We start from the raw sequence: 24,944 nt of genomic DNA, 5'->3' as shown, positions 1-24,944 counted from the left end.
TGCACAGGAGGAGCGCAATGCGGATCACGGGACTCGGCCACGCCGGGATGTTCATCGAGACGGTCGGCGGCAACATCATCTGCGACCCCGTGCTCGGCCCCTCCTTCTTCGGTTCCTGGTTCCCGTTCCCCGACAACCGCGGTCTCGACTGGGAGCGCTTCGGACGCGAGGCGGACTTCCTCTACATCTCGCATCGGCACCGCGACCACTTCGACCCGAAGCTCCTGGAGCGCCACATCTCGAAGGACATCGAGGTGCTGCTCCCCGAGTATCCGATCGACGATCTCGAGCGCGACATCAGGGCACTCGGATTCGAGAACATCACGTACGCCCCCGCCGGCGAGATCATCCAGCGCGGGGACCTCAAGATCATGATCACGCCGCTGCGCGCCCCCAGCGACGGACCGATCGGCGACTCGTCGCTCAGCGTCGACGACGGCACCGGTTCGATGTTGAACCAGAACGACTCGCACCCGCTCGACCTCGACACGCTGCTCCACTTCGGCAAGCCCGACGCGTACTTCACCCAGGTCTCCGGGGCCATCTGGTGGCCCATGGTCTACGACCTGCCCCTCGACGCGAAGCAGAACTTCGCTCAGCTCAAGCGCGACTCGCAGAACAAGCGCGCGATGTACTACATCGACAAGGTGGACGCGCCGCACGTCTTCCCGATGGCCGGGCCGCCGATGTTCCTCCGCGACGACCTGTTCGACTTCAACGGACTGGGCAGGAACGGCGAGTCGATCTTCACGGATCAGAAGCAGTTCCTCGCGCACATGAACGAGCTGTCTCCGCAGTACGACGGTCACCTGTTCGTCCCCGGCACGCTCGTCACCGTGGACGGCGGCGAGGTGACGACGGAGCAGACGCTGTACAGCGAGGCCGAGCTCGCCCACATCTTCGACGAGAAGTGGGACTACCTCGAGGAGCAGCGCGCCAGCCGGCAGCAGGAGATCCTCGACGAGGAGGCGTCGCGCGCGGAGATCATCCCCCCGGAGGAGATGCTCGCGGCGATCAAGGCCTGGTGGGAGCCGCTGCTCAAGAAGTCGCGGACCATCCGGCTCGGCGTCGGTGGCAATGTGCGCTTCCGCATCGGCGAACTCGACATGGTCGTGGACTTCCCGCGCGCGAAGGTGCGCGAGTACGCGGGGGAGGAGTGCGTCTACTGGTACACGATCCCCGCTGATCTGGTCTCGACCAACATCCGCGACCACGAGATCGACTGGTCGAACTCGATCTTCCTGTCGATGCAGTTCCAGGTGGGCCGCAGCGGCAAGTTCAACGAGTTCCTCACCACGTTCCTCAAGTGCCTGTCCGTGGACCGCATCGAGTACGTCGAGAACTGGTACCAGGAGCAGACCGACCAGACCGAGGACGCTGTGATCGGCGACTGGGTCGTGCAGCGCCGCTGCCCGCACCTGCGCGCCGACCTCACGAAGACCGGAAAGGTCGACGAGGACGGTGTGCTGACGTGCAGCATGCACGACTGGAAGTGGGACCTGAAGACGGGCAGCTGCCTGTCGACGAGCGGTCACCCGATCCGTGCGGCCAAGGCCGAGAACGTCGCGGATGAGCTGCTCGAGACGGCGCGCTGACAGACAGACGCCGAGGTCGTCGCCGACGCGGCGTCTCCGATAGACTCGATCTACAAGCAACCTTTAACACCGTCCTGTGAGGCGGAGAAGGGAGCGGCCGATGAGCACGCGCACTGTGCTGCACGAAGCCGATATCTCGCGGGGATTGACCCGCATCGCGCACGAGATCCTCGAATCGAATCGTGGCGCTGAGAACCTCGTCCTGCTGGGCATTCCGACCCGCGGCGTGACTCTCGCCCACCGGTTGGGCACATTGATCAGCGAGATCGCCCAGCAGTCCGTGCCCGTCGGAGCACTCGATGTCACGCTGTTCCGCGACGATCTCTCCAAGCACCCGACGCGCTCGCCTCGGCCGACCGAGATCCCGGTCGGCGGGATCGACGGCAAGACGGTGGTGCTGGTCGACGACGTGCTCTTCTCCGGACGCAGCATCCGTGCCGCCCTCGACGCGATCCAGTCGATCGGTCGCCCCGCGGTCGTGCGTCTCGCGATCCTGGTCGATCGCGGCCACCGTGAGCTGCCGATCCGGCCCGACTTCGTCGGCAAGAACATCCCCTCCGCCCGCACCGAACGGGTCAACGTGCGCCTCTTCGAGAACGACGGCGCCGAGGAGGTGACGATCGGCGCATGAGGCACCTTCTCGACACCCACACCCTCGACAAGGACACCGCCCTGCGCATCCTCGACGTCGCCGAGGACATGGCCGACACCCAGTCCCGCGAGGTCAAGAAACTCCCCACACTCCGGGGCAAGACCGTCGTCAACCTCTTCTTCGAGGACTCGACGCGCACGCGCATCTCCTTCGAGGCCGCTGCCAAGCGCCTCTCCGCCGACGTGATCAACTTCGCGGCGAAGGGATCCAGCGTCTCCAAGGGCGAGAGCCTGAAGGACACGGCTCAGACGCTCGAGGCGATCGGGGCCGACGCGGTCGTCGTCCGTCACCCGAGCTCCGGCGCCCCGCAGACGCTCGCGACGAGCGGTTGGATCTCGGCCGGCGTGGTCAACGCCGGAGACGGCACGCACGAGCACCCCACACAGGCGCTGCTCGACGCGTTCACGATCCGCAAGCGCCGTTTCGGAGCGGACAGCCGTGGCAAGGACCTCAGCGGCGTGCGCGTCGTGATCGTCGGCGATGTGCTGCACTCGCGGGTCGCGCGTTCCAATGTCTGGCTGCTGACGACGCTCGGCGCCGAGGTCACCCTCGTCTCCCCGCCCACGCTCGTGCCGCAGAACGTGTCGCAGTGGCCTGTGCGGGTGCTCTACGACCTCGATGTCGCCCTCGCGGACGAGCCCGACGCGGTGATGATGCTGCGCATCCAGCTCGAGCGGATGAACGCCGCGTATTTCCCGACTGAGCGGGAGTATTCGCGGCGCTGGGGTCTTGACGCACTGCGTGTGGCCGGTCTGCCGGACGGTAGCATTGTGATGCACCCCGGACCCATGAACCGCGGGCTGGAGATCTCCTCCGCAGCTGCCGATTCCGCCCGCTCCACGGTGCTGGAGCAGGTCGCGAACGGGGTCTCCGTCCGGATGGCGGTGCTGTACCTGCTGCTGGCGGGAGAACGAGACGACGAACGAGGGGGAGACCTGTGAGCGAGACCCTCGTGATCACCGGTGCACAGCTGGTGGGCGCGCACAGCGCCGACATCATCATCGAGAACGGTGTGATCGCCGAGATCGGCACCGGACTCGACAGGGCCGGAGCCCGTGTGATCGACGCGAACGGTCTGGTCGCCCTTCCCGGGCTCGTCGACCTGCACACGCACCTGCGTGAGCCCGGGTACGAGGCCTCCGAGACGATCCTCACCGGCACCAGGGCCGCCGCCGCCGGCGGGTTCACCGCCGTGTTCGCGATGCCGAACACCTCGCCCGTCGCCGACACGGCCGGTGTCGTGGAGCAGGAGCTCGCGCTCGGAGAGGCCGCGGGGTACGCGACCGTGCAGCCGATCGGCGCCGTGACCGTCGGACAGAAGGGCGAGCGTCTCGCCGAGCTGGGCGCGATGGCGTCGTCTCGGGCGAAAGTGCGCGTCTTCAGCGACGACGGCTTCTGCGTGTTCGACCCGCTGATCATGCGCCGGGCACTCGAATACGTGAAGTCGTTCGGCGGCGTGATCGCCCAGCATGCGCAGGACCCCCGTCTGACCGAGGGCGCCCAGATGAACGAGGGTATCGTGTCGGCCGAGCTCGGCCTCGCTGGCTGGCCGGCCGTCGCGGAGGAGTCGATCATCGCCCGCGACGTACTGCTCGCCGAGCACGTGGGCTCGAAGCTGCACGTGTGCCACCTGTCCACCGCCGGCTCGGTCGACATCATCCGCTGGGCGAAGAAGCGCGGTATCGCGGTCACGGCCGAAGTCACTCCGCACCACCTGCTGCTGACGGACGAGCTCGTGCGCGGCTACGACGCACGCTTCAAGGTGAATCCTCCGCTGCGCCGCGAGGAGGACGTGCTCGCCGTGCGCGAGGGCCTCGCCGACGGCACCATCGACATCGTCGCCACGGATCACGCCCCGCACCCCAGCGAGCACAAGGCCTGCGAGTGGCAGGCCGCGGCGAACGGCATGGTGGGCCTGGAGAGCGCGCTGCGGGTGGTGCACCAGTCGATGGTGCAGACCGGCCTGATCGGCTGGGAGGACGTCGCCCGCGTCATGAGCGCCGCTCCCGCCCGGATCGGTCAGCTCGCCGGGCACGGTACGCCGCTCGCGGTCGGACAGCCCGGCCACCTCGCGCTCTACGACGCCTCGGTCGACGGTGTCTTCACGGAGGCCGACCTGCACGGACGCAGCGTGAACTCGCCGTACCTCGGGCGCGCGCTGCCGGGGCGGGTGGAGTTCACCGTGCACGGCGGCGTCGTCACGGTCGACTCCGGTTCCGTCGTCGAGGAGCTGAACGCATGAGCACACGCGATCTCGCGATCGCGATCACTATCCTCGTGGCGCTCCTGGTGCTGCTGACGATGCTGTTCGCCTGGCGACGACGACTCCGACGCGACTCCGCGCTCAGCGCTCCGCTGGGAGTGCCCGAGCACGCCGAGGTCGCCCGCCGCGACGAGGTGCTCTACGTCTCGACCACCCGGCACGAGCAGCCGCTCGAGCGGGTGGCGGTGTCGCCGCTGGAGTACCGCGCCCGCGGTGAGCTGGCCGTGACGGACCGCGGCGTCGCGCTCTGCCTCGACGGCGCTCCCACCGTGTTCCTGGCCTCCTCGCGACTCGTCTCGGTGGATCGAGCCACGGTCACGATCGACCGGGTCGTCGAACCCGGCGGCCTCATCCGCATCGCCTGGAACGCGGACGACGAGACGATCGTCGACTCGTACCTCCGCCTCGCCACGGGCGATCCCCGAACCCTCATCTCTGATCTGCAGCGGCTCGTCCCCGCTGCCCCCGACACAGGAGCCACACGATGACCGCTCTGCCCGAACCCGCCGTACTCGTCCTCGAGGACGGCACCCGCCACGTCGGACGCGCCTACGGCGCCCGCGGAACCACCCTGGGCGAGGTCGTCTTCGCCACCGGCATGTCCGGCTATCAGGAGACGCTGACCGATCCGTCCTACGCCGGCCAGATCGTGCTGCAGACCGCACCGCACATCGGCAACACCGGTATGAACGACGAGGACACCGAGTCCCGACGCATCTGGGTCGCCGGCTACATCGTGCGCGATCCCTCACGCGTGGTGTCGAACTGGCGGGCGAACGCCTCGCTGGACGAGATCCTCGTGCAGGACGGCATCGTCGGCATCAGCGGCATCGACACCCGTGCCATCACGCGTCACATCCGCTCGGCCGGGTCGATGCGTGGCGGGATCTTCTCGGGCGACGCCGCGGCGCTCGACGCGGAGGAGCAGGTGCGCATCGTGCGCGAGGCCCCGCAGATGGCGGGTCGCAACCTGTCCTCCGAGGTCTCGGTGGACGTCGCCACCATCACCACCGGGATCGGCGAGCGCGTGGGCAACCTCGCGGTGCTGGATCTCGGCGTGAAGCAGGCGACCATCGACAACCTCGCCGCACGCGGGTTCGACGTGCACGTGCTGCCGCAGAACGTCACGATCGACGAGATCCGCGCGATCGACCCCGTCGCCGTCTTCTACTCCAACGGCCCCGGCGACCCCGCCGCGTCCGATGGGCACGTCGAGCTGCTGCGTGCGGTGCTCGACGACGGACTGCCTTTCTTCGGGATCTGCTTCGGAAACCAGCTGCTCGGTCGTGCGCTGGGCCTCGGCACGTACAAGCTGCCGTTCGGACACCGCGGGATCAACCAGCCGGTGCTCGACAAGACCACCGGCCGAGTCGAGATCACCGCGCACAACCACGGGTTCGCCGTCGAGGCTCCGCTCGAGGGGGCTTTCGACAGCCCGAACGGCTACGGCAAGGTCGAGGTGAGCCACGTCGGTCTGAACGACAACGTGGTGGAGGGACTGCGAGCCCTCGACATCCCCGCCTTCTCCGTGCAGTACCACCCCGAGGCCGCCGCAGGCCCCCACGACGCCAACTACCTCTTCGACCGGTTCCGTGACCTGGTCGTGGCCACCAAGAAGGACGCCAAGTAATGCCCAAGCGCGACGACATCCGCTCCGTCCTCGTCATCGGCTCCGGCCCGATCGTCATCGGTCAGGCCTGCGAGTTCGACTACTCCGGCACCCAGGCGTGCCGCGTCCTCCGTGAGGAGGGCGTGCGCGTGATCCTGGTGAACTCCAACCCCGCCACCATCATGACCGACCCCGATTTCGCCGACGCGACGTACGTGGAGCCGATCACCTGGCAGGTCATCGAGTCGATCATCGCGAAGGAGCGCCCCGACGCGATCCTTCCGACACTCGGTGGTCAGACGGCCCTGAACGCGGCTATCCAGCTGCACAACCACGGGATCCTCGAGAAGTACGATGTCGAGCTCATCGGCGCCAGCTTCGAGGCGATCAACAAGGGCGAGGACCGCCAGATCTTCAAGCAGCTGGTGCTCGACGCCGGCGCCGACGTGGCCGACTCGCGCATCGCGCACACCATGGACGAGGTGCTCGCCGCGGCGAGCGAACTCGGCTACCCGCTGGTGGTGCGCCCCAGCTTCACGATGGGCGGTCTGGGTTCAGGCTTCGCCTACGACGAGGAGGACCTGCGCCGTATCGCCGGCGCCGGCCTGCACGACTCGCCGACCAACGAGGTGCTCCTGGAGGAGTCGATCCTCGGATGGAAGGAATACGAGCTCGAGCTCATGCGCGACACCGCCGACAACACGGTCGTCGTCTGCTCGATCGAGAACGTCGACCCCGTGGGCGTGCACACGGGCGACTCGATCACCGTCGCCCCCGCACTGACGCTCACGGACCGCGAGTACCAGAAGCTGCGCGACATCGGCATCGACATCATCCGCGCCGTGGGCGTGGACACGGGTGGCTGCAACATCCAGTTCGCGGTCAACCCCGAGAACGGCCGCATCATCGTGATCGAGATGAACCCGCGCGTCTCGCGTTCGAGCGCCCTGGCCTCGAAGGCCACCGGCTTCCCGATCGCGAAGCTCGCGGCCAAGCTGGCGCTCGGTTACCGGCTCGACGAGATCCCCAACGACATCACGGGCGTCACCCCGGCGAGCTTCGAGCCCACGCTCGACTACGTCGTGGTGAAGGTTCCGCGCTTCGCGTTCGAGAAGTTCCCCGCCGCGGATCCGACCCTGACGACCACCATGAAGTCGGTCGGCGAGGCGATGGCGATCGGTCGCAACTACGCGACCGCGCTGCAGAAGGCGTTGCGTTCGCTGGAGAAGCGCGGATCGAGTTTCCACTGGGGTGCGGAGGAGCGCTCCGTGGAGGAGCTGCTCGAGGTGTCCAAGACCCCGACCGACGGCCGCATCGTGGTGCTGCAGCAGGCGCTGCGCAAGGGCGCGACCGTGGAGCAGGCGTTCGACGCCACCGCGATCGACCCGTGGTTCCTCGACCAGATCGTTCTGATCAACGAGGTGGCCGAGATCGTGCGCACCGCTCCCGAGCTGGATGCCGCGACGCTCCGCTACGCGAAGGAGCACGGTTTCTCCGATGCCCAGCTGGCCGAGATCCGCGGCATCAGCGAGGTCGAGGTCCGCGGTCTCCGCCACAGCCTGAGCATCCGTCCGGTCTACAAGACGGTCGACACCTGCGCAGGGGAGTTCCCCGCCCTCACGCCGTACCACTACTCGAGCTACGACTTCGAGACCGAGGTCACGCCGTCCGAGCGCACGAAGGTGGTCATCATCGGCTCCGGTCCGAACCGCATCGGCCAGGGTGTCGAGTTCGACTACTCGTGCGTGCACGCCTCGTTCGCGCTGTCGGATGCCGGGTTCGAGACCATCATGGTCAACTGCAACCCGGAGACGGTCTCGACCGACTACGACACCTCCGACCGGCTCTACTTCGAGCCGCTCACGCTGGAGGACGTGCTGGAGGTGCTCGATGCGGAGGCCGCGAGCGGCACCATCCTCGGCGTCGTCTGCCAGCTGGGCGGCCAGACGCCTCTCGGTCTCGCCAAGGGCATCCAGGACGCCGGCTACACGGTGCTCGGCACCAGCCCCGAGGCGATCGACCTCGCCGAGGAGCGCGAGCTCTTCAGCGGCATCCTCGACGCCGCCGGCCTCGTCGCCCCGCGCCACGGCACCGCGATCGACGTCGACGGCGCCGTGGGCATCGCCGAGGACATCGGGTACCCGGTGCTCGTGCGTCCGAGCTTCGTGCTCGGCGGACGCGGCATGGAGATCGTCTACGACTCGCCCAGCCTGCGCGACTACTTCGTGCGCACGGCCGGCGAGGTCATCATCGAGCCCGGCAAGCCGCTGCTGGTCGACCGCTTCCTCGACGACGCGATCGAGCTCGACGTCGACGCGCTCTACGACGGCAGCGAGCTCTACATCGGCGGCGTCATGGAGCACCTGGAGGAGGCGGGCATCCACTCCGGCGACTCCAGCTGCACGCTCCCTCCGATCTCGCTCGGACGTTCCGACATCGACCGGGTGCGCGTCGCGACTCTCGCGATCGCCGAGGGCGTCGGTGTGCGCGGACTGCTGAACGTGCAGTTCGCGATCAGCGCCGGAGTGCTCTACGTGATCGAGGCGAACCCGCGCGCGAGCCGCACGGTGCCGTTCGTCTCGAAGGCGTTGGGCATCCCGCTCGCGAAGGCCGCCAGCCGCATCATGGCGGGGTCCACGGTCGCCGAGCTGAAGGCCGAGGGCCTGCTCCCGGAGAACGACGGCTCGCGGGTGCCCCTGGGCGCACCGGTCGCCGTGAAGGAAGCCGTGCTCCCGTTCAAGCGGTTCCGCACGAAGGACGGCAAGATCGTCGACTCCGTGCTCGGACCGGAGATGCGCTCCACGGGCGAGGTCATGGGAATCGACAAGGACTTCCCGACTGCCTTCGCGAAGAGCCAGGCTGCAGCCTACGGCGGGATGCCCACCTCGGGCACCGTCTTCATCTCGGTCGCCGACTCGGACAAGCGTGCGGTCATCCTGCCCGCCCACCGTCTGCAGCAGCTCGGCTTCACGATCGTCGCGACCGAGGGGACGGCCGAGATCCTCTCGCGCAACGGCATCGCGGTCACGGTCGTCGAGAAGTACAGCGAGACGCAGGAGAGCGGCGCGCAGAACGTCGTGGATCTGATCAACGAGGGCGCGATCGACATCGTCGTGAACACGCCTTCGGGCGGTGCGGCGCGTGCGGACGGCTACGAGATCCGTGCCGCAGCGGTGGCGGCCGACAAGGCGCTGTTCACCACGATGGCGGTGCTCGGTGCAGCGGTCAGCGGTATGGATGCAGCCCACGAGGGCTTCGACGTCAAGAGCCTCCAGGAGTACGCGCTGGACCGGAAGGCGACGGTGTGAGCGCAGGTTTCGGTGAGCGCGTACGGGCGGCACTCCGCTCGTCCGGACCGCTCTGCGTCGGGATCGATCCGCATGCGGCTCTTCTCGATGCCTGGGGACTGACGCAGGACGCGGCAGGTGTGCGGGAGTTCGGGCTGCGCACCGTCGATGCGGCGGCCGGCCGGGTGGCGATCGTGAAGCCGCAGGTGTCGTTCTTCGAGCGCTTCGGGTCCGCGGGCTTCGTCGCACTCGAAGAGGTGCTCGCGGCCGCGCGTGCGGCCGAGCTGATCGTGATCGCCGACGCCAAGCGCGGCGACATCGGTTCGACGATGGACGCCTACGCCGCCGCCTGGCTCACTCCGGGTTCCGCGCTCGAAGCCGACGCTCTGACCGTCAGCCCGTATCTCGGCGTCGGCGCGCTCGACGGCGTCTTCTCGCTCGCGGCGCAGCACGGCAAGGGCGTCTTCGTGCTCGCCGCCACCAGCAACCCCGAGGCCGAGCCGCTGCAGCGCTCGCGCGGTGACGATCGCTCGGTCGCGGCGGGAGTGCTCGCCGAGGTGTCGCGCAGGAACGCGCAAGCGGTCGCCGCCGACGAATGGGGGAGCATCGGTGTGGTCATCGGGGCGACGGTCGACTGGTCGGCTGCCGGTATCGACGCCTTCGCTCCGGCCGCGCCCATCCTCGCCCCCGGGTTCGGCGCGCAGGGTGCGGAGCCCGCCGACCTCGCTCACCGTTTCGGCGCCATGGCGGCGTGCGTCATCGCCAGCGAGAGCCGCAGCATCCTCGGTGCCGGACCCGACGGCATCGCCGCAGCGATCGAAGCGCGCGTCGCGCAGTACCAGGAGGCCGCACGTGGCTGAGACACGAGTCATCCCCGAGGTCGATCGGGCGGCCGCCGCGCGCAAGGCGGTCGAGCGCCGACGCGCCCGCGCGTCGCTCAAGCGCGACCTGACCATGCGCGTCATCACGCCTCAGGCCGTGCTGCATCGCGCAATCGAGGACCCCGACTCCGTCGAGGGGTCCATGCGGATCACCGACTTCCTGCTGGCGCTGCCGGCGATCGGTGCGGGCAAGCGCGACCGAGTGCTGGAAGACCTCCAGATCTCTCCGGTCAAGCGGCTCGGCGGGCTCGGCGCGCGTCAGCGGGTCGTGCTCGAGCACTGGCTCGACGGACGCTTCCCTCCGCTGTCTCCGCGCGGTGCGCGCAGCCGGCTGCTCGTGCTCGCCGGACCCACCGCTGTGGGCAAGGGCACGGTGGCGGCGCACATCCGCGAGAACCACCCCGAGATCCACCTCTCGGTGTCGGCCACCACGCGGCCGCCACGCCCGGGCGAGATCGACGGCGTGCACTACTACTTCGTGGATGATGCCGAGTTCGACCGGCTCATCGCGGACGGCGAACTGCTCGAGTACGCGGTCGTTCACAACCGCTCGCGCTACGGCACGCCGCGTCCGCCGATCGACGCCGCGCTGGCCGAGGGCAAGACGGTGCTGCTCGAGATCGACCTGCAGGGTGCGCGCCAGGTGCGGGCGGCTGAACCGGCCGCCACACTGATCTTCCTGCTCCCGCCGAGCTGGGACGAACTGGTGCAGCGCTTGGTCGGCCGAGGCACCGAAGGGGCCGAGGAACGCGCCAGAAGACTGCGCACCGCGAAGGTCGAACTGGCCGCCCAGAACGAGTTCGATCACCTCATCGTGAACGAGAACGTCGCCGACGCCGCCGCCGAGGTCGTAGAATTGTCTTCAAGCTCTGCACGCTGACCCGCTGAGCGGGGTCCCTGAGCCTGTCGAAGGGCCACCTGGGTCCCTGAGCTTGTCCAAGGGTCGCGTGCCCGCAGCACCGTCTTCGCGACGATCCCGTCGCCTGATCAGGAGGTCCACCATGGCCGGACACCACAACAAGGGCATCATCGATCCCCCCATCGACAACCTGCTGGATCGAGTCGACTCCAAGTACGAGCTCGTGATCTACGCGTCCAAGCGCGCTCGTCAGATCAACGACTACTACTCCGACCTGCACGAGGGCAACCTCTTCGACAACGTGGGCCCGCTCGTCGACTCCTCGGTTGAGGACAAGCCGCTCACCATCGCTCTGCACGAGATCAACGAGGACAAGCTCCGCCTGCGTCACGCGGAGTGATATTCCAGACCGCGCCTCGCACTCTGTCCGAGGCGCGGTTCAGAATGGGTGTACCACCCCTTCTTCTCACCCACCCCGTTCTGGAGTATCGATGAGCGCCCTGCGTCTGTTCACGTCCGAGTCCGTCACCGAGGGACATCCGGACAAGATCTGCGACCAGATCTCGGACAGCATCCTCGACGGCCTCATCGCCAAGGACCCGGAGTCCCGCGTGGCGGTCGAGACGCTCGTCACCACCGGACTCGTCCATGTCGCGGGCGAGATCCGCACCGAAGCCTACGTCGACATCCCGACGATCGTCCGTCAGGTCGTGAACGGCATCGGCTACACATCCAGCGACACCGGCTTCGACGGTGACTCGTGCGGCGTGAGCGTCTCGGTGGGTGAGCAGTCCACAGACATCGCGCACGGCGTCGACAACGCCCAGGAGCACCGCGACGGATCGTCCGTCGACCCGCTCGACGGCCTCGGCGCCGGCGACCAGGGCATCATGTTCGGGTTCGCCACCAACGAGACCCCGCAGCTCATGCCGATGGCGGCCTGGACGGCGCATCGCATCGCCGAGCGCCTGACCGAGGTGCGGCGCAGTGGGCTCCTGCCCTTCCTCCGTCCCGACGGCAAGACCCAGGTCACGCTCGGCTACGACGGGTTCACCCCGAAGACGGTCGACGCTGTCGTGGTCTCCACGCAGCACAACCCCGACATCACGCAGGAAGACCTGCAGCAGCAGGTGCGCGAGCACGTCATCGCGCCGATCCTCGAGAGCACGGGACTCGACCTCGACGACGTCACGTTCTACATCAACCCGGCCGGCCCCTTCGTGACCGGCGGCCCCAAGGGCGACGCCGGACTCACCGGCCGCAAGATCATCATCGACACCTACGGGGGAGCGGCCCGACACGGCGGGGGCGCGTTCAGCGGCAAGGACCCGTCAAAGGTCGATCGCTCCGGTGCATACGCGACCCGCTGGGTCGCGAAGAACGCCGTCGCCGCAGGGCTCGCCGATCGGCTCGAGGTGCAGGTCGCCTACGCGATCGGCGTCGCCCGCCCGGTCGGGCTGTACGTCGAAACCTTCGGCACCGGCAAGGTGTCGGACGAGATCATCACGCACGCGATCAACGAGGTCTTCGATCTGCGACCCCAGGCGATCATCGATCAGCTCGACCTGCTGCGCCCGATCTACGCGCAGACCGCCGCCTACGGTCACTTCGGTCGCGAGCTCCCGGAGTTCACCTGGGAGCGCACCGACCGCGTCGAAGAGCTGCGCCGCGCTGCCGGTCTCTGATGGGGCTTCGGTTCCCATGACATCGGAGAGCCGCCGCATCGCGCGGGTGCTCCTCGACTCACCGCTGCCACAGCTCGATCGCCTCTTCGACTACGCGCTTCCCGCCGAGTTCGGCGAGGTCCCACGGGGAGCGCGGATCAAGGTCCCGCTGCGCACGGCGGGGCGCGTGATCGACGGCTACGTCGTCGAGCTCGGGGTGGAAGACGACGCGGACCGTCCTCTCTCCGAGGCAGACAGCGTCGTGTCGTCCGTGTCGGTGCTGCCGGAGCGGCTGTATCGGCTCGCCAGGCGCGTCGCCGACCGGGCAGCCGGGTCTGCGTCCGACATCCTCCGTCTCGTCATCCCCAAACGCCAGGTGCGCGTCGAGAAGGCCTGGACGGCGGATTCGCCCTCCGTCGCGCCGGATGACGCGGCACGGGAACGCGCCACGGCCCTGATCGATGGCTACGACGGCCTGCACGGCGTGCTCGAGAGCCATGGACGCGCCGCTGTGGAGGCGATCCCGGGGGTCCGCGACGACGGGCCGGCCTGGGCCGCGCTGCTCGCCGCCACCGCGGTGCGGCAGCTGGCAGCGGGAGAGTCATCGGTCCTGATCGTCCCCGACCATCGCGACCTCGATCGACTGCTCGCGGCGCTCACGCAGATCGCTCCCGAAGAGACGATCGTCCGCTTCGACTCACGGCAGACGAACCCTGCCCGCTACCGCTCCTTCCTGCGCACGCTCGAAGACGCGCCCTGCATCGTGGTCGGCAACCGGTCCGCGGTCTACGCGCCTGTCCGCGCCGGCCTCGTCGCGATCTGGGATGATGGCGACCCGCTGCTCGGCGAGCCGCTGGCGCCGTACGTCAACGCCCGCGATGCGGCGCTGCTGCGGCAGGAGCAGGAGGACAGCGCGCTGCTGTTCGTCGGACACACCCGCACCACCGATGTCGAGCGACTCGTCGCACACGGGTACCTGCAGGACGTGCGGGCGATCCGTCGCGTTCTCCCCAGAGTCGTGCTGAGCACTCCCCAGGAGATGGAGCAGCCGACTGCGCAGCGTCTGCCCTCGTCGGCGTTCCTCGCAGCGCGGTCCGCTGCTGCGGAGGGGCCGGTGCTCGTGCAGGTGTCGCGGCCGGGGTTCTCGCCGTCGCTGGTGTGCGCCGAGTGCCGTGCCCCGGCGCGGTGTGCGCACTGCGGCGGTCCGCTCGGGGCCACGCACCGCGGCGCGGTCCCGGTGTGCGGCTGGTGCGGCAGGGGAGCGCGAGCCTGGAGCTGCCCCTCCTGCTCCTCCACGCAGTTGCGGCTCGCCTCCTCGGGCAGCGAGCGCACGGCGGATGAGCTCGGGCGCGCGTTCCCCGGCGTACGAGTGATCGTCGCCGACAGCGCCCATCCCGTGGAGCGGGTCGACGCGAAGCCCGCGCTCGTGGTCGCCACCCGGGGGGCCGAACCGCTCGCTGACGGCGGATACCGCGCCGTCGTTCTCCTCGACGGACCGCGCATGCTGCAGGCCCCCGATCTGCGCGTGGGGGAATCCTGCCTGCGCTGGTGGTCGAACGCGGCCGCGCTCGCAGCTCCAGGAGCACCCGTGCATCTGGTGGGTGTCGACGGGGGCACGGCACGCGCTCTCGCGACCTGGAACCAGGCCGGCTACGCACGCAGCGAGCTCGAGAGCCGAGCCCCGCTGCACATGCCGCCCACCACACGTGTCGCCCTGGTCGAGGGGACGGCAGCGGCGGTCTCCCGTGCACTCGTCGCCTTGGGCGAGATCCCCCTGCCGCCGGACGCGGTCCTGGGGCCGGTCCCGGTCGACTCGGACGACGTGCCCGCGCGCGTGCGTGCGCTCGTGCGCTTCGAGTACGGGGCAGGAACCCGCGTGGCGACCGTGCTCCGCGCCGCCGTCGTGGCGGAAGCCGTGGCCAGCCGCCGGGGCCGCGGGCGCAATCCGAGGAGCGCTCTCTCGGTTCGCCTCGATATCCTCGATCCAGAGCTTTGATCCTTCCGGAGTACCTTCATGCGCCTCGTCTTCGCCGGCACGCCATCCGCGGCCGTTCCCACCCTGCACCGTCTGGCGCGCGACCACGACATCGTCGCGGTCGTCACCCGGCCCGATGCTCCGCTCGGACGCAAGAAGGTGCTCACGCCTTCTCCGGTGGCGCAGGCGGCCGTCGAGCTCGGCATCCCGGTCATCCGCGCCGCCCGCCTGGATGAGGAGGCGACGCAGCGCATCGCGGCCCTCCGTCCCGAACTGGGCGTGATCGTCGCTTACGGGGGACTGGTCCGAGAGCCGCTGCTGTCGACACCGGATGCCGGATGGATCAACCTGCACTTCTCGCTGCTTCCGCAGTGGCGCGGCGCGGCACCCGTGCAGCGTGCGCTGATCGCCGGTGATGCGGAACTCGGCGCGAGCGTCTTCCAGCTCGTCCCTGAGCTCGATGCGGGGGCGGTGTTCGCCTCGCGCGTGGTCGAGGTTCCCGCCGGCGCCACCGCCGACATCGCGCTGGAGGCTCTTGCGGTGGACGGTGCCGAGCTGACCGCCGAGGTCGTGGCCGGGATCGCCGCGGGTACCGCACGAGCCGTCCCGCAGCGGGGCGAGCCGACATTCGCGCCCAAGCTGACGCTGCCCGACGGCCTCCTGGACTGGGCGCTTCCCGTCGAGGAGGTGTACGCGCGGTTCCGCGGAGTGACTCCGGAACCCGGCGCGCACACCACGATCGACGGACAGCGCCTCAAGATCATCGAGGCCGCACCCGCGAGCGATACCGAGGCGATCGATCAGGGTGCCATCGTCGCCACCAAGACGGCAGTGCTGATCGGCACGGCGACCACGCCGCTCGCGGTCACCCGCGTGCAACCGGCGGGCAAGGGCGCGATGAACGCCACGGACTGGTGGCGCGGTCAGCGCGGAACTGAAGGGGTGCGTGCCGGCTCATGAGCGATGGCCAGCAGAATCGGTCGAACAGGCGTCCGCAGGGGCGCCCCGGCGGCAACCGGCGTCCCTCGTCGTCTCGGGGCCCGCGCGGTCCCGTGCGCACGGTGCAGGCCGCACGCCGCGTCGCCTTCGACGTGCTGCGGGCCGTCTCGGACTCCGACGCGTACGCGAACCTCGTGCTGCCCACCGCGATCGCGGACGCGGGTCTCGATCCCCAGGACGCGGCGCTCGCAACCGAGCTCACCTACGGCACGCTGCGCCGCCGGGGCACCTACGACGCGATCATCGCCGCGGCCGCCGACCGCAGCACGGACGACATCGACCCGGCCGTGCGGGATGCGCTGCGCCTCGGTGTGCATCAGCTGCTCGCGACGCGGGTCGCCTCGCACGCCGCAGTGAACGAGTCCGTGAACCTCGTCGCGCTGGAGGTCGGTCGTGGGGCGTCGAGCTTCGCGAACGCGGTGCTCCGGCGCGTCACCCGACAGAGTGCGGAGGAGTGGCAGGAGCAGATCGAACGTGAAGCTCGCTCCGACGACGAGAGGCTGGCGCTGCGGTCGGCGCACCCGGTCTGGATCATCCGCGCGCTCCGACGTGCCCTGGCCGCTGAGGACCGGGTCGATGAGCTCGACGCGCTCCTCGAGGCCGACAACGTCTCTCCCGAGGTCACGCTCGTTGCGCTGCCCGGTCTCGCGGAACCGGGAGAACCGCGACGCCCCTACGCCGCCACGGCGTACGGATCGCCCGGCGGAGACCCGCATCGCATCGTCGCCGGATCCGGTGGCGCGGTGCGGGTGCAGGACGAGGGGTCCCAGCTCGTGGCGCTCGCTCTCGCCGCCGCAGCCCCGATCGGCGAGGGCGAGCGCTGGCTCGACCTCTGCGCGGGGCCCGGCGGCAAGACCGCGCTGCTCGCGGCGATCGCACACCAGCACGGCGTGACCGTCGAGGCGAACGAGGTCGTCCCGACGCGTGCGCGACTGGTGCGCAATGCGCTGCGCGCGGTTCCGGGCGACGTGGTCGTGCACGAGCAGGACGGGCGGGAGCTCGCGGCGTCGCGACCGGGGGAGTTCGATCGCATCCTGGTCGATGCACCCTGCACGGGTCTCGGCGCGCTGCGTCGACGTCCGGAAGCCCGGTGGCGGAAGAGCCCGGCCGACGTCGCCGAGCTCGTGCCGTTGCAGGGGGAGCTCCTGTCCGCCGCGGTCGAGGCTCTCGCCCCTGGCGGCATCGTCGCCTACGTGACGTGCTCTCCTCATCTGGCGGAGACCGCGGGAGTGGTGCAGGACGTGCTCCGTTCCCGCGACGACCTGCGTGTCATCGACGCGCGCGCGGTCGTCTCCGAGGTGGCACTCGCCCCCATCGATCTGGCCGACGACGGCCGTTCCGAGTCCGGCACCGTGCAGCTCTGGCCGCACCGCCATGGCACCGACGCCATGTTCCTCGCGCTGCTGCAGCGCACACCACAGGGAGAGTAGAACCATGGATCTGCCCCGCGCGCCCCGCATCAACCCCAGCATCCTCGCTGCGGACTTCGTCAACATGCAGGCGGAACTCGCCCGCATCGCGACGGCGGACTTCGCTCACGTCGACGTCATGGACAACCACTTCGTGCCGAATCTGACCTTCGGGCCGCAGATGGTCGATCGCATCCAGGCGACCAGCCCTATCCCGCTCGACGTGCATCTGATGATCACCGATCCGGACCGCTGGGCACCGGAGTATGCGGAGATCGGTGCGGCGAGCGTGACCTTCCACCTCGAAGCCGCCGCGGACCCCGTGTCGCTCGCTCGTCGTCTGCGTGGCATCGGGGCGCGTGCGGGGGTCGCCATCAAGCCGGGCACCCCTGTCGAGGGACTGTACAGCGTGCTGGACGAGTTCGACCAGATCCTGGTGATGACGGTGGAACCGGGTTTCGGCGGGCAGGGTTTCATGCCCGAGACCATGCCGAAGCTGCGCGCCCTCGCCGACGAGGCTCGGCGCCGGGGATCGCAGGTCTGGCTGCAGGTCGACGGCGGCATCTCCGACGCCACGATCGAGCAGGCCGCCGCGGCAGGTGCCGACACGTTCGTCGCCGGATCCGCGATCTACGGCGCCGACGACATCGAGGCGGCCGTCACTCGGCTCAGGGACCTCGCCCGAGCCGCTAGCCTGGAGGGGTGAAGACTTTCGACGAGCTGTTCGCTGAGCTCAGCGTCAAGGCCGAGACCCGCCCCGAGGGATCCGGCACGGTCGCCGAGCTCGACGGCGGCGTGCACACGATCGGCAAGAAGATAGTCGAAGAGGCCGCCGAGGTCTGGATGGCATCCGAGTACGAGTCCGATGAGGCAGCCGCTGAGGAGATCTCCCAGCTGCTGTACCACCTGCAGGTGATGATGATCGCGAAGGGTCTCAGCCTGCAGGACGTCTACCGACATCTGTGACGCGCTCCGTTCCTTCTCCTTCGAACTGAAAGCTGTTCATGCTGCGCATCGCCGTTCCCAACAAGGGCTCTCTCTCCGAGACCGCCGCTGAGATGCTCGCGGAGGCCGGTTACGCCGGTCGACGCGATCCCAAGACCCTCCACGTCATCGACGCCGACAACGACGTCGAATTCTTCTTCCTGCGCCCCAAGGACATCGCGACCTACGTCGGCTCCGGCGCGATCGACGTCGGCATCACCGGTCGCGACCTGCTGCTGGACGCGCGGATGCCGGGAGCCCGCGAGATCGAGGCGCTGGGATTCGCCGGCTCGACCTTCCGCTTCGCCGCCCCATCCGGACGCTACACCGACGTGTCCGAGCTCGACGGGCTGCGCATCGCCACGTCCTACCCGGGTCTCGTCGACGCGTTCCTCGATGAACGCGGTATCGCGGTCGACCTGGTGCCGCTCGACGGCGCGGTCGAGTCGGCCGTGCGCCTCGGTGTGGCGGATGCCGTCGCCGACGTGGTCGAGACCGGCACCACGCTGCGTCAGGCAGGGCTCGACGTCTTCGGCCCCGTGATCCTGCAGTCCGAAGCCGTGCTCATCGCCGGTCCGGTGGATGCGGATGGCTCCGAGACGCTGCTGCGCCGTCTGCGCGGAGTCATGGTCGCCCGACGTTTCGTGATGATCGACTACGACCTCCCACTCGCCCTGCTCGACGACGCCGTGAAGATCGCGGGTGGCGTCGAGTCGCCGACCGTCTCTCCGCTGCGTGACCCCGACTGGGTCGCCGTGCGCGTCATGGTGGCGCGGGCACGCGTCAATCCGGTGATGGACGCGCTGTACGCGCTCGGCGCGCGGGCCATCCTGGTCACCGCCATCCACAACGCGAGGCTCTGATGACTCTCGCCAGCCGGGTCATCCCGTGCCTCGACGTGGCCGACGGCCGCGTGGTCAAGGGCGTCAACTTCGAGAACCTCCGTGACATGGGCGACCCCGTCGAGCTCGCCAGGCACTACGCCGCACAGGGCGCCGATGAGATCACGTTCCTCGATGTCACCGCCACGGTCGACGCCCGCGCCACGACCTACGACGTGGTGCAGCGCACCGCCGAGCAGGTCTTCGTGCCGCTGACCGTCGGCGGGGGAGTGCGCAGCGTCGACGACGTCGCCCGTCTGCTCGCGGTCGGTGCAGACAAGGTGGGCGTCAACTCCGCGGCGATCGCGCGCCCGGAGCTGATCGGAGAGATCGCCGATCGGTTCGGCGCGCAGGTGCTCGTGCTCTCACTCGACGTCAAGCGCGCGGACACGACACCGTCCGGGTTCGTCGTCACGACGCACGGCGGCCGCACGCAGACGACCTTGGACGCCGTGGAATGGGCGCGCGAGGCGACGGAGCGCGGGGCCGGAGAGCTCCTCGTGAACTCGATCGACGCGGACGGCACCCGTGACGGCTTCGACCTCGAGCTGGTCAGGCTCATGCGGGAAGCCGCATCGGTTCCGGTGATCGCCTCGGGCGGCGCAGGCGACGTCTCGCACTTCGCCCCGGCCATCAAGGCGGGTGCAGATGCCGTGCTCGCGGCCAGCGTGTTCCACACCGGCGCACTCACGGTCGGCGATGTCAAGAACGCGCTGCGCGCGGCGGGAGTGGTCGTCCGGGGCGGCGCACTGAGCGAGCGGAGCGAGACGAAGTGAGTGACATCGAGACGCGGATCGCACAGGTCGCGTGGAACTCCGACGGCCTGGCGCCGGTGATCGTGCAGCAGTGGGACACGCTCGAGGTGCTGATGCTGGCATGGGTCGACGCCGAAGCGCTGCGTCGAACGCTGACCACCGGCCGCGTCACGTACTGGTCGCGCTCGCGCCAGGAGTACTGGCGCAAGGGTGACACCTCCGGCAACATCCAGGTCGTGCACGACGCCCGACTCGACTGCGACGGAGACGCCATCCTGCTCCGCGTCGATCAGACCGGACCCGCCTGTCACACCGGCACGCGCACCTGCTTCGACACGACGGACCTCGAAGCCGTCGCCGGGAGCGCCACGGCATGAACATCGCGCGACGCGGCCGTTCGCTCTCGGTGTCCGGATTCCTGCTCGCCGGGGCGATCGGGATCATCTCGTCCACGCAGACCTGGGTCACAGTGGAGCGAGCGGATGCCGGCGAGGCGATCCTCGTCCCCGGCGCATCCGCCCTGGTGCTGCTCGCCCCGCTCAGTCTCGCGGTGCTCGCTCTCGGAGCGGCGTTGTCGATCGCGGGGCGCCCTGTGCGTCTGGTGTTCGGGGTGCTCGCCGCCGCGTGCGCGGTCTTCCTCGGCTGGACGACGCTGCAGCTGCTCATCTCCGTCCCGGAGTCCGCGATCGGCCCGACTGTCACCGAGGCGACAGGACTCGCCGGCAGCACCGCGCTGGCCGACATCGTGCAGTCCGCCGTGCCGACCGCATGGCCCGCGATCGCACTGGTCGGCTGGGCGATCCTGCTGTGCGCTTCGCTCCTGGTGCTCGCCACGTGGAGCAGGTGGAAGGCGGGCGGTCGGCGCTATCGCACGGCTTCCACGGATGCGCCGGCACACGATGGTCCGATCGACGCGGTCGATTCCTGGGACGACCTGTCCCGCGGAACCGATCCCACCCGTTGACACCGATAGACTGAACCCGATCCCGTAGTCGTCCCCGGAGGAGAACATGACCAACCCGATCGCCGACCCCGGCCACGGACACTCGCCGGCGGCCTGGACCGCCGTGATCATCATGCTCGTCGGCTTCACGGTCGGCACGCTGGCGTTCTGCCTGGCGGAGTTCAGCCCCGTCTGGGTCGCCCTCATCTGGGTCTCTGCTGCTCTCATCCCGATCGGAGCGCTCGTGGGCTGGGCGCTCGCGCGCGCCGGCTACGGCGTGAAGGGCCCCAAGTACTCGCCGAAGGCGCACTAGTGGTCCTCGCCGACCTGACGGCCGGCGCAGTCGCTGACGCCGAGCGTCGCGCTCAGTCGCGCCCGTTGGCGCAGGTCGAACGCGATGCTCTCGCGCGTCCTGCGGCCAAGGATGCCCTCTCGTACCTCGCGCCGGCGGACCGCGTGAAGATCATCGCCGAGGTGAAGCGGGCCAGCCCGTCTCGGGGTGCGCTCGCGTCCATCCCCGATCCGGCGCTCCAGGCCTCGCTGTACGAGACCGGCGGCGCTTCGGCGATCAGCGTCCTCACCGAGGAACGCCGGTTCGGCGGCAGCCTGGCCGATCTGGAAGCCGTGACGGCGCGGGTCTCTCTTCCCGTGCTGCGCAAGGACTTCATCGCGACCCGCTACCAGGTGCTCGAGGCGCGTGCCGCCGGCGCCGACCTCGTGCTGCTCATCGTCGCCGGCCTCGACCGGTCGGTGCTGCAGGAGCTGTTCGGCTTCATCACCGAGCTGGGCATGACCCCGCTGGTGGAGACCCACTCCGCAGAGGAGCTGGAGGTCGCGATCGACCTCGGGGCGCCTCTGATCGGCGTGAACGCCCGCGACCTCACGACGCTCGAGCTGGACCGCGACCTCTTCGGCCGTCTCTCCGACCGCATTCCCGAGACCGCGATCAAGATCGCCGAGTCCGCGGTGCTGAGCCCGGAAGACGTCACCCACTACCGTTCCGCCGGCGCCGACGTGGTGCTGATCGGCGAGGCCCTCGTCACGGGCGACCCGGTCGCCACGCTGGCGCGGTTCCTCGACGCCGGATCCGTTGCACTTCCCGGCAGGAAGAAGACCCCGTGAGCCTGCGCGATCAGCATGGTCCCTACTTCGGCGATTTCGGGGGCCGCTTCATGCCGGAATCCCTCATCGCCGCGATCGACGAGCTCACGGCGGCGTACACCGCAGCCGTCGCGGATCCCGAGTTCCGCGCGGAGCTCGCGCATCTGCTGAGCTCCTACGCGGGGCGACCCTCTGCGATCACCGAGGTTGTCCGGTTCGCCGAGCACGCCGGTGGCGCCCGGGTCTTCCTGAAGCGCGAGGACCTCAACCACACGGGCTCGCACAAGATCAACAACGTGCTCGGACAGGCCCTTCTCACCAAGCGGCTCGGCAAGACGCGTGTGATCGCCGAGACCGGCGCCGGTCAGCACGGAGTGGCCACGGCGACCGCCGCTGCGCTGTTCGGCCTCGACTGCACCATCTACATGGGCGAGGTCGACACCGAGCGCCAGGCGCTCAACGTCGCCCGGATGCGCCTGCTCGGCGCCGAGGTCGTGGCGGTGACGTCCGGCTCGCGCACGCTCAAGGACGCGATCAACGACGCCTACCGTGACTGGGTGGCCTCGGTCGAGACCACCAACTACATCTTCGGCACGGCCGCGGGCCCGCACCCGTTCCCCGCGATGGTGCGCGACTTCCAGAAGATCATCGGCGAGGAAGCGCGCGAGCAGCTCCTCGCAGAGGTCGGACGCCTTCCTGATGCCGTGATCGCCTGCGTCGGCGGCGGCTCCAACGCCATCGGCATGTTCGATGCGTTCCTCGACGATGAGGGCGTGAAGCTCTACGGCGTCGAGGCGGCAGGCGACGGTGTGGACACCCCGAAGCACGCTGCGTCGATCGAGCGCGGACGTCCGGGTGTGCTGCACGGCTCTCGCACCTACGTCCTGCAGGACGAGGACGGGCAGACCGTCGAGTCGCACTCGATCTCCGCAGGTCTCGACTACCCGGGAGTGGGGCCCGAGCATTCCTGGCTCGCCGATATCGGTCGCGCCGAGTACATCCCCGCGACCGACGACGAGGCCATGCAGGCCCTGCGTCTGCTCAGCCGCACCGAGGGGATCATCCCCGCCATCGAGTCGGCGCACGCCCTGGCCGGCGCGCTGCGCATCGGCCGTGAGCTCGGCCCTGACGCCGTGATCGCGGTCTGCCTCTCCGGCCGCGGTGACAAGGACATGGACACGGCAGCGAAGTACTTCGACCTGTACGACGCCACGACGACCGACGGCGGCAACGCATGAGCCGCGTCGAAGCCGCGATCCTCAAGGCCGAGGCTGAGGGCCGCAGCGTGTTCGTCGGCTACCTGCCCGTCGGTTTCCCCGACCTGCAGACGAGCATCGACGCCGCGATCGCCCTCGCGCAGAACGGCGTCGACATCATCGAGCTCGGCCCGCCCTACAGCGACCCGGTGATGGACGGCGCCGTGATCCAGGAGGCGACGACTCAGGCGCTGGCTGCCGGATTCAAGACCGCCGATCTCTTCACCGCGCTGCGCGCGATCACCGCAGCCGTGGATGCTCCCGTGCTCGTGATGACGTACTGGAACCCGGTGCTGCAGTACGGCATCGATCGCTACGCCGATGACCTTCTCGCCGCCGGAGGTGCCGGGCTCATCACGCCCGACATCACGCCGGAAGAAGCGGGGGAGTGGATCGCCGCCAGCGAGCGCACCGGCCTCGACCGCGTGTTCCTCGCCGCGCCCACCTCGTCGGATGCGCGTCTCGAGCTCGTCGTGAAGGCGTCGACCGGCTTCGTGTACACGGTTTCAACGATGGGCATCACGGGTGAGCGCGCCGAGCTCGACCGCGCCGCGCGCACCCTCGTCGGTCGTCTGCGCGCGCACGGGGCGACCCGCGCCTGCGTCGGCATCGGCATCTCGACGGCCGAGCAGATCGCCGGGGTGTCGGAGTATGCGGACGGCGCCATCGTCGGCACCGCGCTGGTCCGCGCCCTGCGCGACGGCGGAATCCCAGCCCTCGCAGAAGTCACCCGAAACCTGGCCTCCGGCACGTCGTCGGCACGGCCCGTACACGAGAACTAGAATCGCACTCATGTCCCTTGCGCTCCACACCGTCAACGGCGTGCTCGCCAGCATCCCGAGCCCTCCTGTGTCCTACATCGACCTGGGCCCGATCCGCGTTCACTTCTACGCGCTCTGCATCATCGCCGGCATCATCGCCGCCGCGCTGATCACGAACCGCCGTCTCACCAAACGGGGTGCCGAGCCGTGGGTCGTGATCGACATCTCGATCCTCGCGGTTCCGCTGGCGATCATCGGAGCGCGGATCTTCCACGTGCTCACCCACCCGAACTTCTACTTCGGCGAGGGCAAGAACACCTGGAACCCCTTCGAGTTCGGCTCGGTGTGGGCCATCTGGGAGGGCGGCATCGCGATCTTCGGCGCGCTCATCGGCGGCGCCGTCGGAGCCTACCTCGGCTGCAAGTGGACGGGCATCCGCTTCTGGACGTTCGCAGACGCACTCGCGCCCGGACTGCTCCTCGCGCAGGCGATGGGCCGCGTCGGCAACTGGTTCAACCACGAGCTCTTCGGTCTGCCGACCGACCTCCCGTGGGGCCTGGAGATCGAGTCGTCGAACTCGGCGTTCCCTCCCGGCCTGCCTGAAGGCACCCTGTTCCACCCGACGTTCCTCTACGAGGTGCTGTGGAACGGTCTGGGTGTGCTGGTGCTGCTGTGGCTCGGCCGCAAGCTGTTCTTCCAGTGGGGTCGCCTGTTCGCGATCTACCTGATCTGGTACAGCGCCGGACGCGTCGTCTGGGAGTCGATCCGCATCGATCCCAGCGAGATCATCCTCGGCCTGCGCAGCAACGTCTGGGCCGCCATCATCGGCATCATCGTGGGTCTCGCGATCCTCGTCGTGCAGACACGTCGTCACCCCGGACTGGAGCCTTCGCCGTACCAGCCGGGTCGCGGACGGAAGGATGTCGACGCTGATGTAGAATCACAGGACAATCCCTCCGATTTCGTGGACGTGAGCGAGCCTCCGTCCGAAGAAGTCACCGCTGGAGCCAGCGCCACAAGCACCGCTCCCTCGGACACGGAAGGCTCTCGATAGCCTCTGGTCCGCGAGG

25 protein-coding genes are annotated in these 24,944 nt (G+C 69.2%); all 25 read left to right on the top strand.

Annotated elements, in window-relative coordinates; all coding sequences use genetic code 11:
- The first annotated feature begins 17 nt into the window (after positions 1-17).
- The 25 genes from ACIOVG_RS12170 (at position 18) to lgt (ending at position 24,928) form a co-directional block, all read left to right on the top strand.
- Positions 18-1,595 (top strand): Rieske 2Fe-2S domain-containing protein, encoded by a 1,578-nt coding sequence (locus ACIOVG_RS12170; protein ID WP_400873584.1) that lies wholly within the window; start codon positions 18-20, stop codon positions 1,593-1,595.
- Between the two features lie 100 nt (positions 1,596-1,695).
- Complete coding sequence (pyrR, locus tag ACIOVG_RS12165; RefSeq protein ID WP_400873581.1) at positions 1,696-2,226, top strand: bifunctional pyr operon transcriptional regulator/uracil phosphoribosyltransferase PyrR; 531 nt, start codon at positions 1,696-1,698, stop codon at positions 2,224-2,226.
- The gene (locus ACIOVG_RS12160; protein WP_400873578.1) at positions 2,223-3,188 is read left to right on the top strand and encodes an aspartate carbamoyltransferase catalytic subunit; all 966 of its coding nucleotides are present in this window, start codon (positions 2,223-2,225) and stop codon (positions 3,186-3,188) included. Before pyrR ends, ACIOVG_RS12160 begins: the two co-directional genes overlap by 4 nt.
- Entirely contained in the window at positions 3,185-4,489 is a 1,305-nt protein-coding gene (locus ACIOVG_RS12155; protein ID WP_400873575.1) for a dihydroorotase, read from the top strand. The genes ACIOVG_RS12160 and ACIOVG_RS12155 overlap by 4 nt, the downstream gene beginning before the upstream one ends.
- Positions 4,486-4,998, top strand: a complete 513-nt coding sequence (locus ACIOVG_RS12150) for a hypothetical protein (protein WP_400873573.1) — start codon at positions 4,486-4,488, stop codon at positions 4,996-4,998. The genes ACIOVG_RS12155 and ACIOVG_RS12150 overlap by 4 nt, the downstream gene beginning before the upstream one ends.
- Positions 4,995-6,140, top strand: coding sequence for a glutamine-hydrolyzing carbamoyl-phosphate synthase small subunit (carA, locus tag ACIOVG_RS12145; protein WP_400873570.1), 1,146 nt, complete (start codon positions 4,995-4,997; stop codon positions 6,138-6,140). Before ACIOVG_RS12150 ends, carA begins: the two co-directional genes overlap by 4 nt.
- Positions 6,140-9,427 carry a carbamoyl-phosphate synthase large subunit gene (gene carB, locus ACIOVG_RS12140; protein WP_400873567.1) on the top strand — a complete coding sequence of 1,096 codons (3,288 nt, stop codon included), beginning with the start codon at positions 6,140-6,142 and terminating at the stop codon, positions 9,425-9,427. The genes carA and carB overlap by 1 nt, the downstream gene beginning before the upstream one ends.
- Positions 9,424-10,266 carry an orotidine-5'-phosphate decarboxylase gene (pyrF, locus tag ACIOVG_RS12135; protein ID WP_400873564.1) on the top strand — a complete coding sequence of 281 codons (843 nt, stop codon included), beginning with the start codon at positions 9,424-9,426 and terminating at the stop codon, positions 10,264-10,266. Before carB ends, pyrF begins: the two co-directional genes overlap by 4 nt.
- Complete coding sequence (gmk, locus tag ACIOVG_RS12130) at positions 10,259-11,167, top strand: guanylate kinase (RefSeq protein WP_400873562.1); 909 nt, start codon at positions 10,259-10,261, stop codon at positions 11,165-11,167. The genes pyrF and gmk overlap by 8 nt, the downstream gene beginning before the upstream one ends.
- 121 nt (positions 11,168-11,288) lie before the next feature.
- Positions 11,289-11,546, top strand: a complete 258-nt coding sequence (rpoZ, locus tag ACIOVG_RS12125; protein ID WP_045280265.1) for a DNA-directed RNA polymerase subunit omega — start codon at positions 11,289-11,291, stop codon at positions 11,544-11,546.
- Between the two features lie 91 nt (positions 11,547-11,637).
- Positions 11,638-12,831, top strand: coding sequence for a methionine adenosyltransferase (gene metK, locus ACIOVG_RS12120; RefSeq protein ID WP_400873558.1), 1,194 nt, complete (start codon positions 11,638-11,640; stop codon positions 12,829-12,831).
- A gap of 16 nt (positions 12,832-12,847) precedes the next feature.
- A complete protein-coding gene (locus ACIOVG_RS12115; protein WP_400873555.1) occupies positions 12,848-14,806 on the top strand; it encodes a primosomal protein N' in 1,959 nt (652 codons plus the stop codon).
- An 18-nt stretch (positions 14,807-14,824) separates the two neighbouring features.
- Entirely contained in the window at positions 14,825-15,745 is a 921-nt protein-coding gene (fmt, locus tag ACIOVG_RS12110) for a methionyl-tRNA formyltransferase (RefSeq protein WP_400873552.1), read from the top strand.
- A 101-nt stretch (positions 15,746-15,846) separates the two neighbouring features.
- A complete protein-coding gene (locus tag ACIOVG_RS12105) occupies positions 15,847-17,214 on the top strand; it encodes an RsmB/NOP family class I SAM-dependent RNA methyltransferase (protein ID WP_400873549.1) in 1,368 nt (455 codons plus the stop codon).
- A 4-nt stretch (positions 17,215-17,218) separates the two neighbouring features.
- On the top strand, positions 17,219-17,899 hold the full coding sequence (rpe, locus tag ACIOVG_RS12100; protein ID WP_400873546.1) for a ribulose-phosphate 3-epimerase: 681 nt from the start codon (positions 17,219-17,221) through the stop codon (positions 17,897-17,899).
- A complete protein-coding gene (locus ACIOVG_RS12095; protein ID WP_207479216.1) occupies positions 17,896-18,159 on the top strand; it encodes a phosphoribosyl-ATP diphosphatase in 264 nt (87 codons plus the stop codon). The genes rpe and ACIOVG_RS12095 overlap by 4 nt, the downstream gene beginning before the upstream one ends.
- Positions 18,160-18,197: 38 nt before the next feature.
- Positions 18,198-19,040 (top strand): ATP phosphoribosyltransferase, encoded by an 843-nt coding sequence (hisG, locus tag ACIOVG_RS12090; RefSeq protein ID WP_400873543.1) that lies wholly within the window; start codon positions 18,198-18,200, stop codon positions 19,038-19,040.
- A complete protein-coding gene (gene hisF / locus ACIOVG_RS12085; protein WP_400873541.1) occupies positions 19,040-19,834 on the top strand; it encodes an imidazole glycerol phosphate synthase subunit HisF in 795 nt (264 codons plus the stop codon). Before hisG ends, hisF begins: the two co-directional genes overlap by 1 nt.
- Positions 19,831-20,190 carry a phosphoribosyl-AMP cyclohydrolase gene (gene hisI / locus ACIOVG_RS12080; protein WP_400873538.1) on the top strand — a complete coding sequence of 120 codons (360 nt, stop codon included), beginning with the start codon at positions 19,831-19,833 and terminating at the stop codon, positions 20,188-20,190. The genes hisF and hisI overlap by 4 nt, the downstream gene beginning before the upstream one ends.
- Positions 20,187-20,777: a Trp biosynthesis-associated membrane protein gene (locus ACIOVG_RS12075; RefSeq protein WP_400873535.1), complete on the top strand. Its 591-nt coding sequence runs from the start codon at positions 20,187-20,189 to the stop codon at positions 20,775-20,777. Before hisI ends, ACIOVG_RS12075 begins: the two co-directional genes overlap by 4 nt.
- 46 nt (positions 20,778-20,823) lie before the next feature.
- A complete protein-coding gene (locus tag ACIOVG_RS12070) occupies positions 20,824-21,069 on the top strand; it encodes a DUF6704 family protein (RefSeq protein WP_400873532.1) in 246 nt (81 codons plus the stop codon).
- Positions 21,069-21,878 carry an indole-3-glycerol phosphate synthase TrpC gene (gene trpC, locus ACIOVG_RS12065; protein ID WP_400873529.1) on the top strand — a complete coding sequence of 270 codons (810 nt, stop codon included), beginning with the start codon at positions 21,069-21,071 and terminating at the stop codon, positions 21,876-21,878. Before ACIOVG_RS12070 ends, trpC begins: the two co-directional genes overlap by 1 nt.
- Positions 21,875-23,095, top strand: coding sequence for a tryptophan synthase subunit beta (gene trpB / locus ACIOVG_RS12060; protein WP_400873526.1), 1,221 nt, complete (start codon positions 21,875-21,877; stop codon positions 23,093-23,095). Before trpC ends, trpB begins: the two co-directional genes overlap by 4 nt.
- Positions 23,092-23,895, top strand: coding sequence for a tryptophan synthase subunit alpha (gene trpA / locus ACIOVG_RS12055; protein ID WP_400873523.1), 804 nt, complete (start codon positions 23,092-23,094; stop codon positions 23,893-23,895). The genes trpB and trpA overlap by 4 nt, the downstream gene beginning before the upstream one ends.
- Positions 23,896-23,905: 10 nt before the next feature.
- Complete coding sequence (gene lgt, locus ACIOVG_RS12050) at positions 23,906-24,928, top strand: prolipoprotein diacylglyceryl transferase (RefSeq protein WP_400873521.1); 1,023 nt, start codon at positions 23,906-23,908, stop codon at positions 24,926-24,928.
- Positions 24,929-24,944: the final 16 nt, after the last annotated feature.

The organism is Microbacterium sp. NPDC087591 (genome assembly GCF_044743625.1).
Taxonomy (GTDB): Bacteria; Actinomycetota; Actinomycetes; order Actinomycetales; family Microbacteriaceae; genus Microbacterium.
Note: the sequence above shows the minus strand (reverse complement) of the source record. Positions and strands in the feature narration are given on the sequence as shown.

What these genes read in the sequence shown, in the direction of transcription:
- carA (WP_400873570.1), top strand. Translation starts at nt 4,995, where the DNA reads ATGACCGCTCTGCCCGAACCCGCCGTACTCGTCCTCGAGGACGGCACC.
- fmt (WP_400873552.1), top strand. Translation starts at nt 14,825, where the DNA reads ATGCGCCTCGTCTTCGCCGGCACGCCATCCGCGGCCGTTCCCACCCTG.
- trpA (WP_400873523.1), top strand. Translation starts at nt 23,092, where the DNA reads ATGAGCCGCGTCGAAGCCGCGATCCTCAAGGCCGAGGCTGAGGGCCGC.
- rpoZ (WP_045280265.1), top strand. Translation starts at nt 11,289, where the DNA reads ATGGCCGGACACCACAACAAGGGCATCATCGATCCCCCCATCGACAAC.
- carB (WP_400873567.1), top strand. Translation starts at nt 6,140, where the DNA reads ATGCCCAAGCGCGACGACATCCGCTCCGTCCTCGTCATCGGCTCCGGC.
- ACIOVG_RS12170 (WP_400873584.1), top strand. Translation starts at nt 18, where the DNA reads ATGCGGATCACGGGACTCGGCCACGCCGGGATGTTCATCGAGACGGTC.
- ACIOVG_RS12070 (WP_400873532.1), top strand. Translation starts at nt 20,824, where the DNA reads ATGACCAACCCGATCGCCGACCCCGGCCACGGACACTCGCCGGCGGCC.
- hisF (WP_400873541.1), top strand. Translation starts at nt 19,040, where the DNA reads ATGACTCTCGCCAGCCGGGTCATCCCGTGCCTCGACGTGGCCGACGGC.
- hisG (WP_400873543.1), top strand. Translation starts at nt 18,198, where the DNA reads ATGCTGCGCATCGCCGTTCCCAACAAGGGCTCTCTCTCCGAGACCGCC.
- ACIOVG_RS12075 (WP_400873535.1), top strand. Translation starts at nt 20,187, where the DNA reads ATGAACATCGCGCGACGCGGCCGTTCGCTCTCGGTGTCCGGATTCCTG.
- rpe (WP_400873546.1), top strand. Translation starts at nt 17,219, where the DNA reads ATGGATCTGCCCCGCGCGCCCCGCATCAACCCCAGCATCCTCGCTGCG.
- ACIOVG_RS12160 (WP_400873578.1), top strand. Translation starts at nt 2,223, where the DNA reads ATGAGGCACCTTCTCGACACCCACACCCTCGACAAGGACACCGCCCTG.
- pyrR (WP_400873581.1), top strand. Translation starts at nt 1,696, where the DNA reads ATGAGCACGCGCACTGTGCTGCACGAAGCCGATATCTCGCGGGGATTG.
- metK (WP_400873558.1), top strand. Translation starts at nt 11,638, where the DNA reads ATGAGCGCCCTGCGTCTGTTCACGTCCGAGTCCGTCACCGAGGGACAT.
- ACIOVG_RS12150 (WP_400873573.1), top strand. Translation starts at nt 4,486, where the DNA reads ATGAGCACACGCGATCTCGCGATCGCGATCACTATCCTCGTGGCGCTC.
- lgt (WP_400873521.1), top strand. Translation starts at nt 23,906, where the DNA reads ATGTCCCTTGCGCTCCACACCGTCAACGGCGTGCTCGCCAGCATCCCG.
- ACIOVG_RS12115 (WP_400873555.1), top strand. Translation starts at nt 12,848, where the DNA reads ATGACATCGGAGAGCCGCCGCATCGCGCGGGTGCTCCTCGACTCACCG.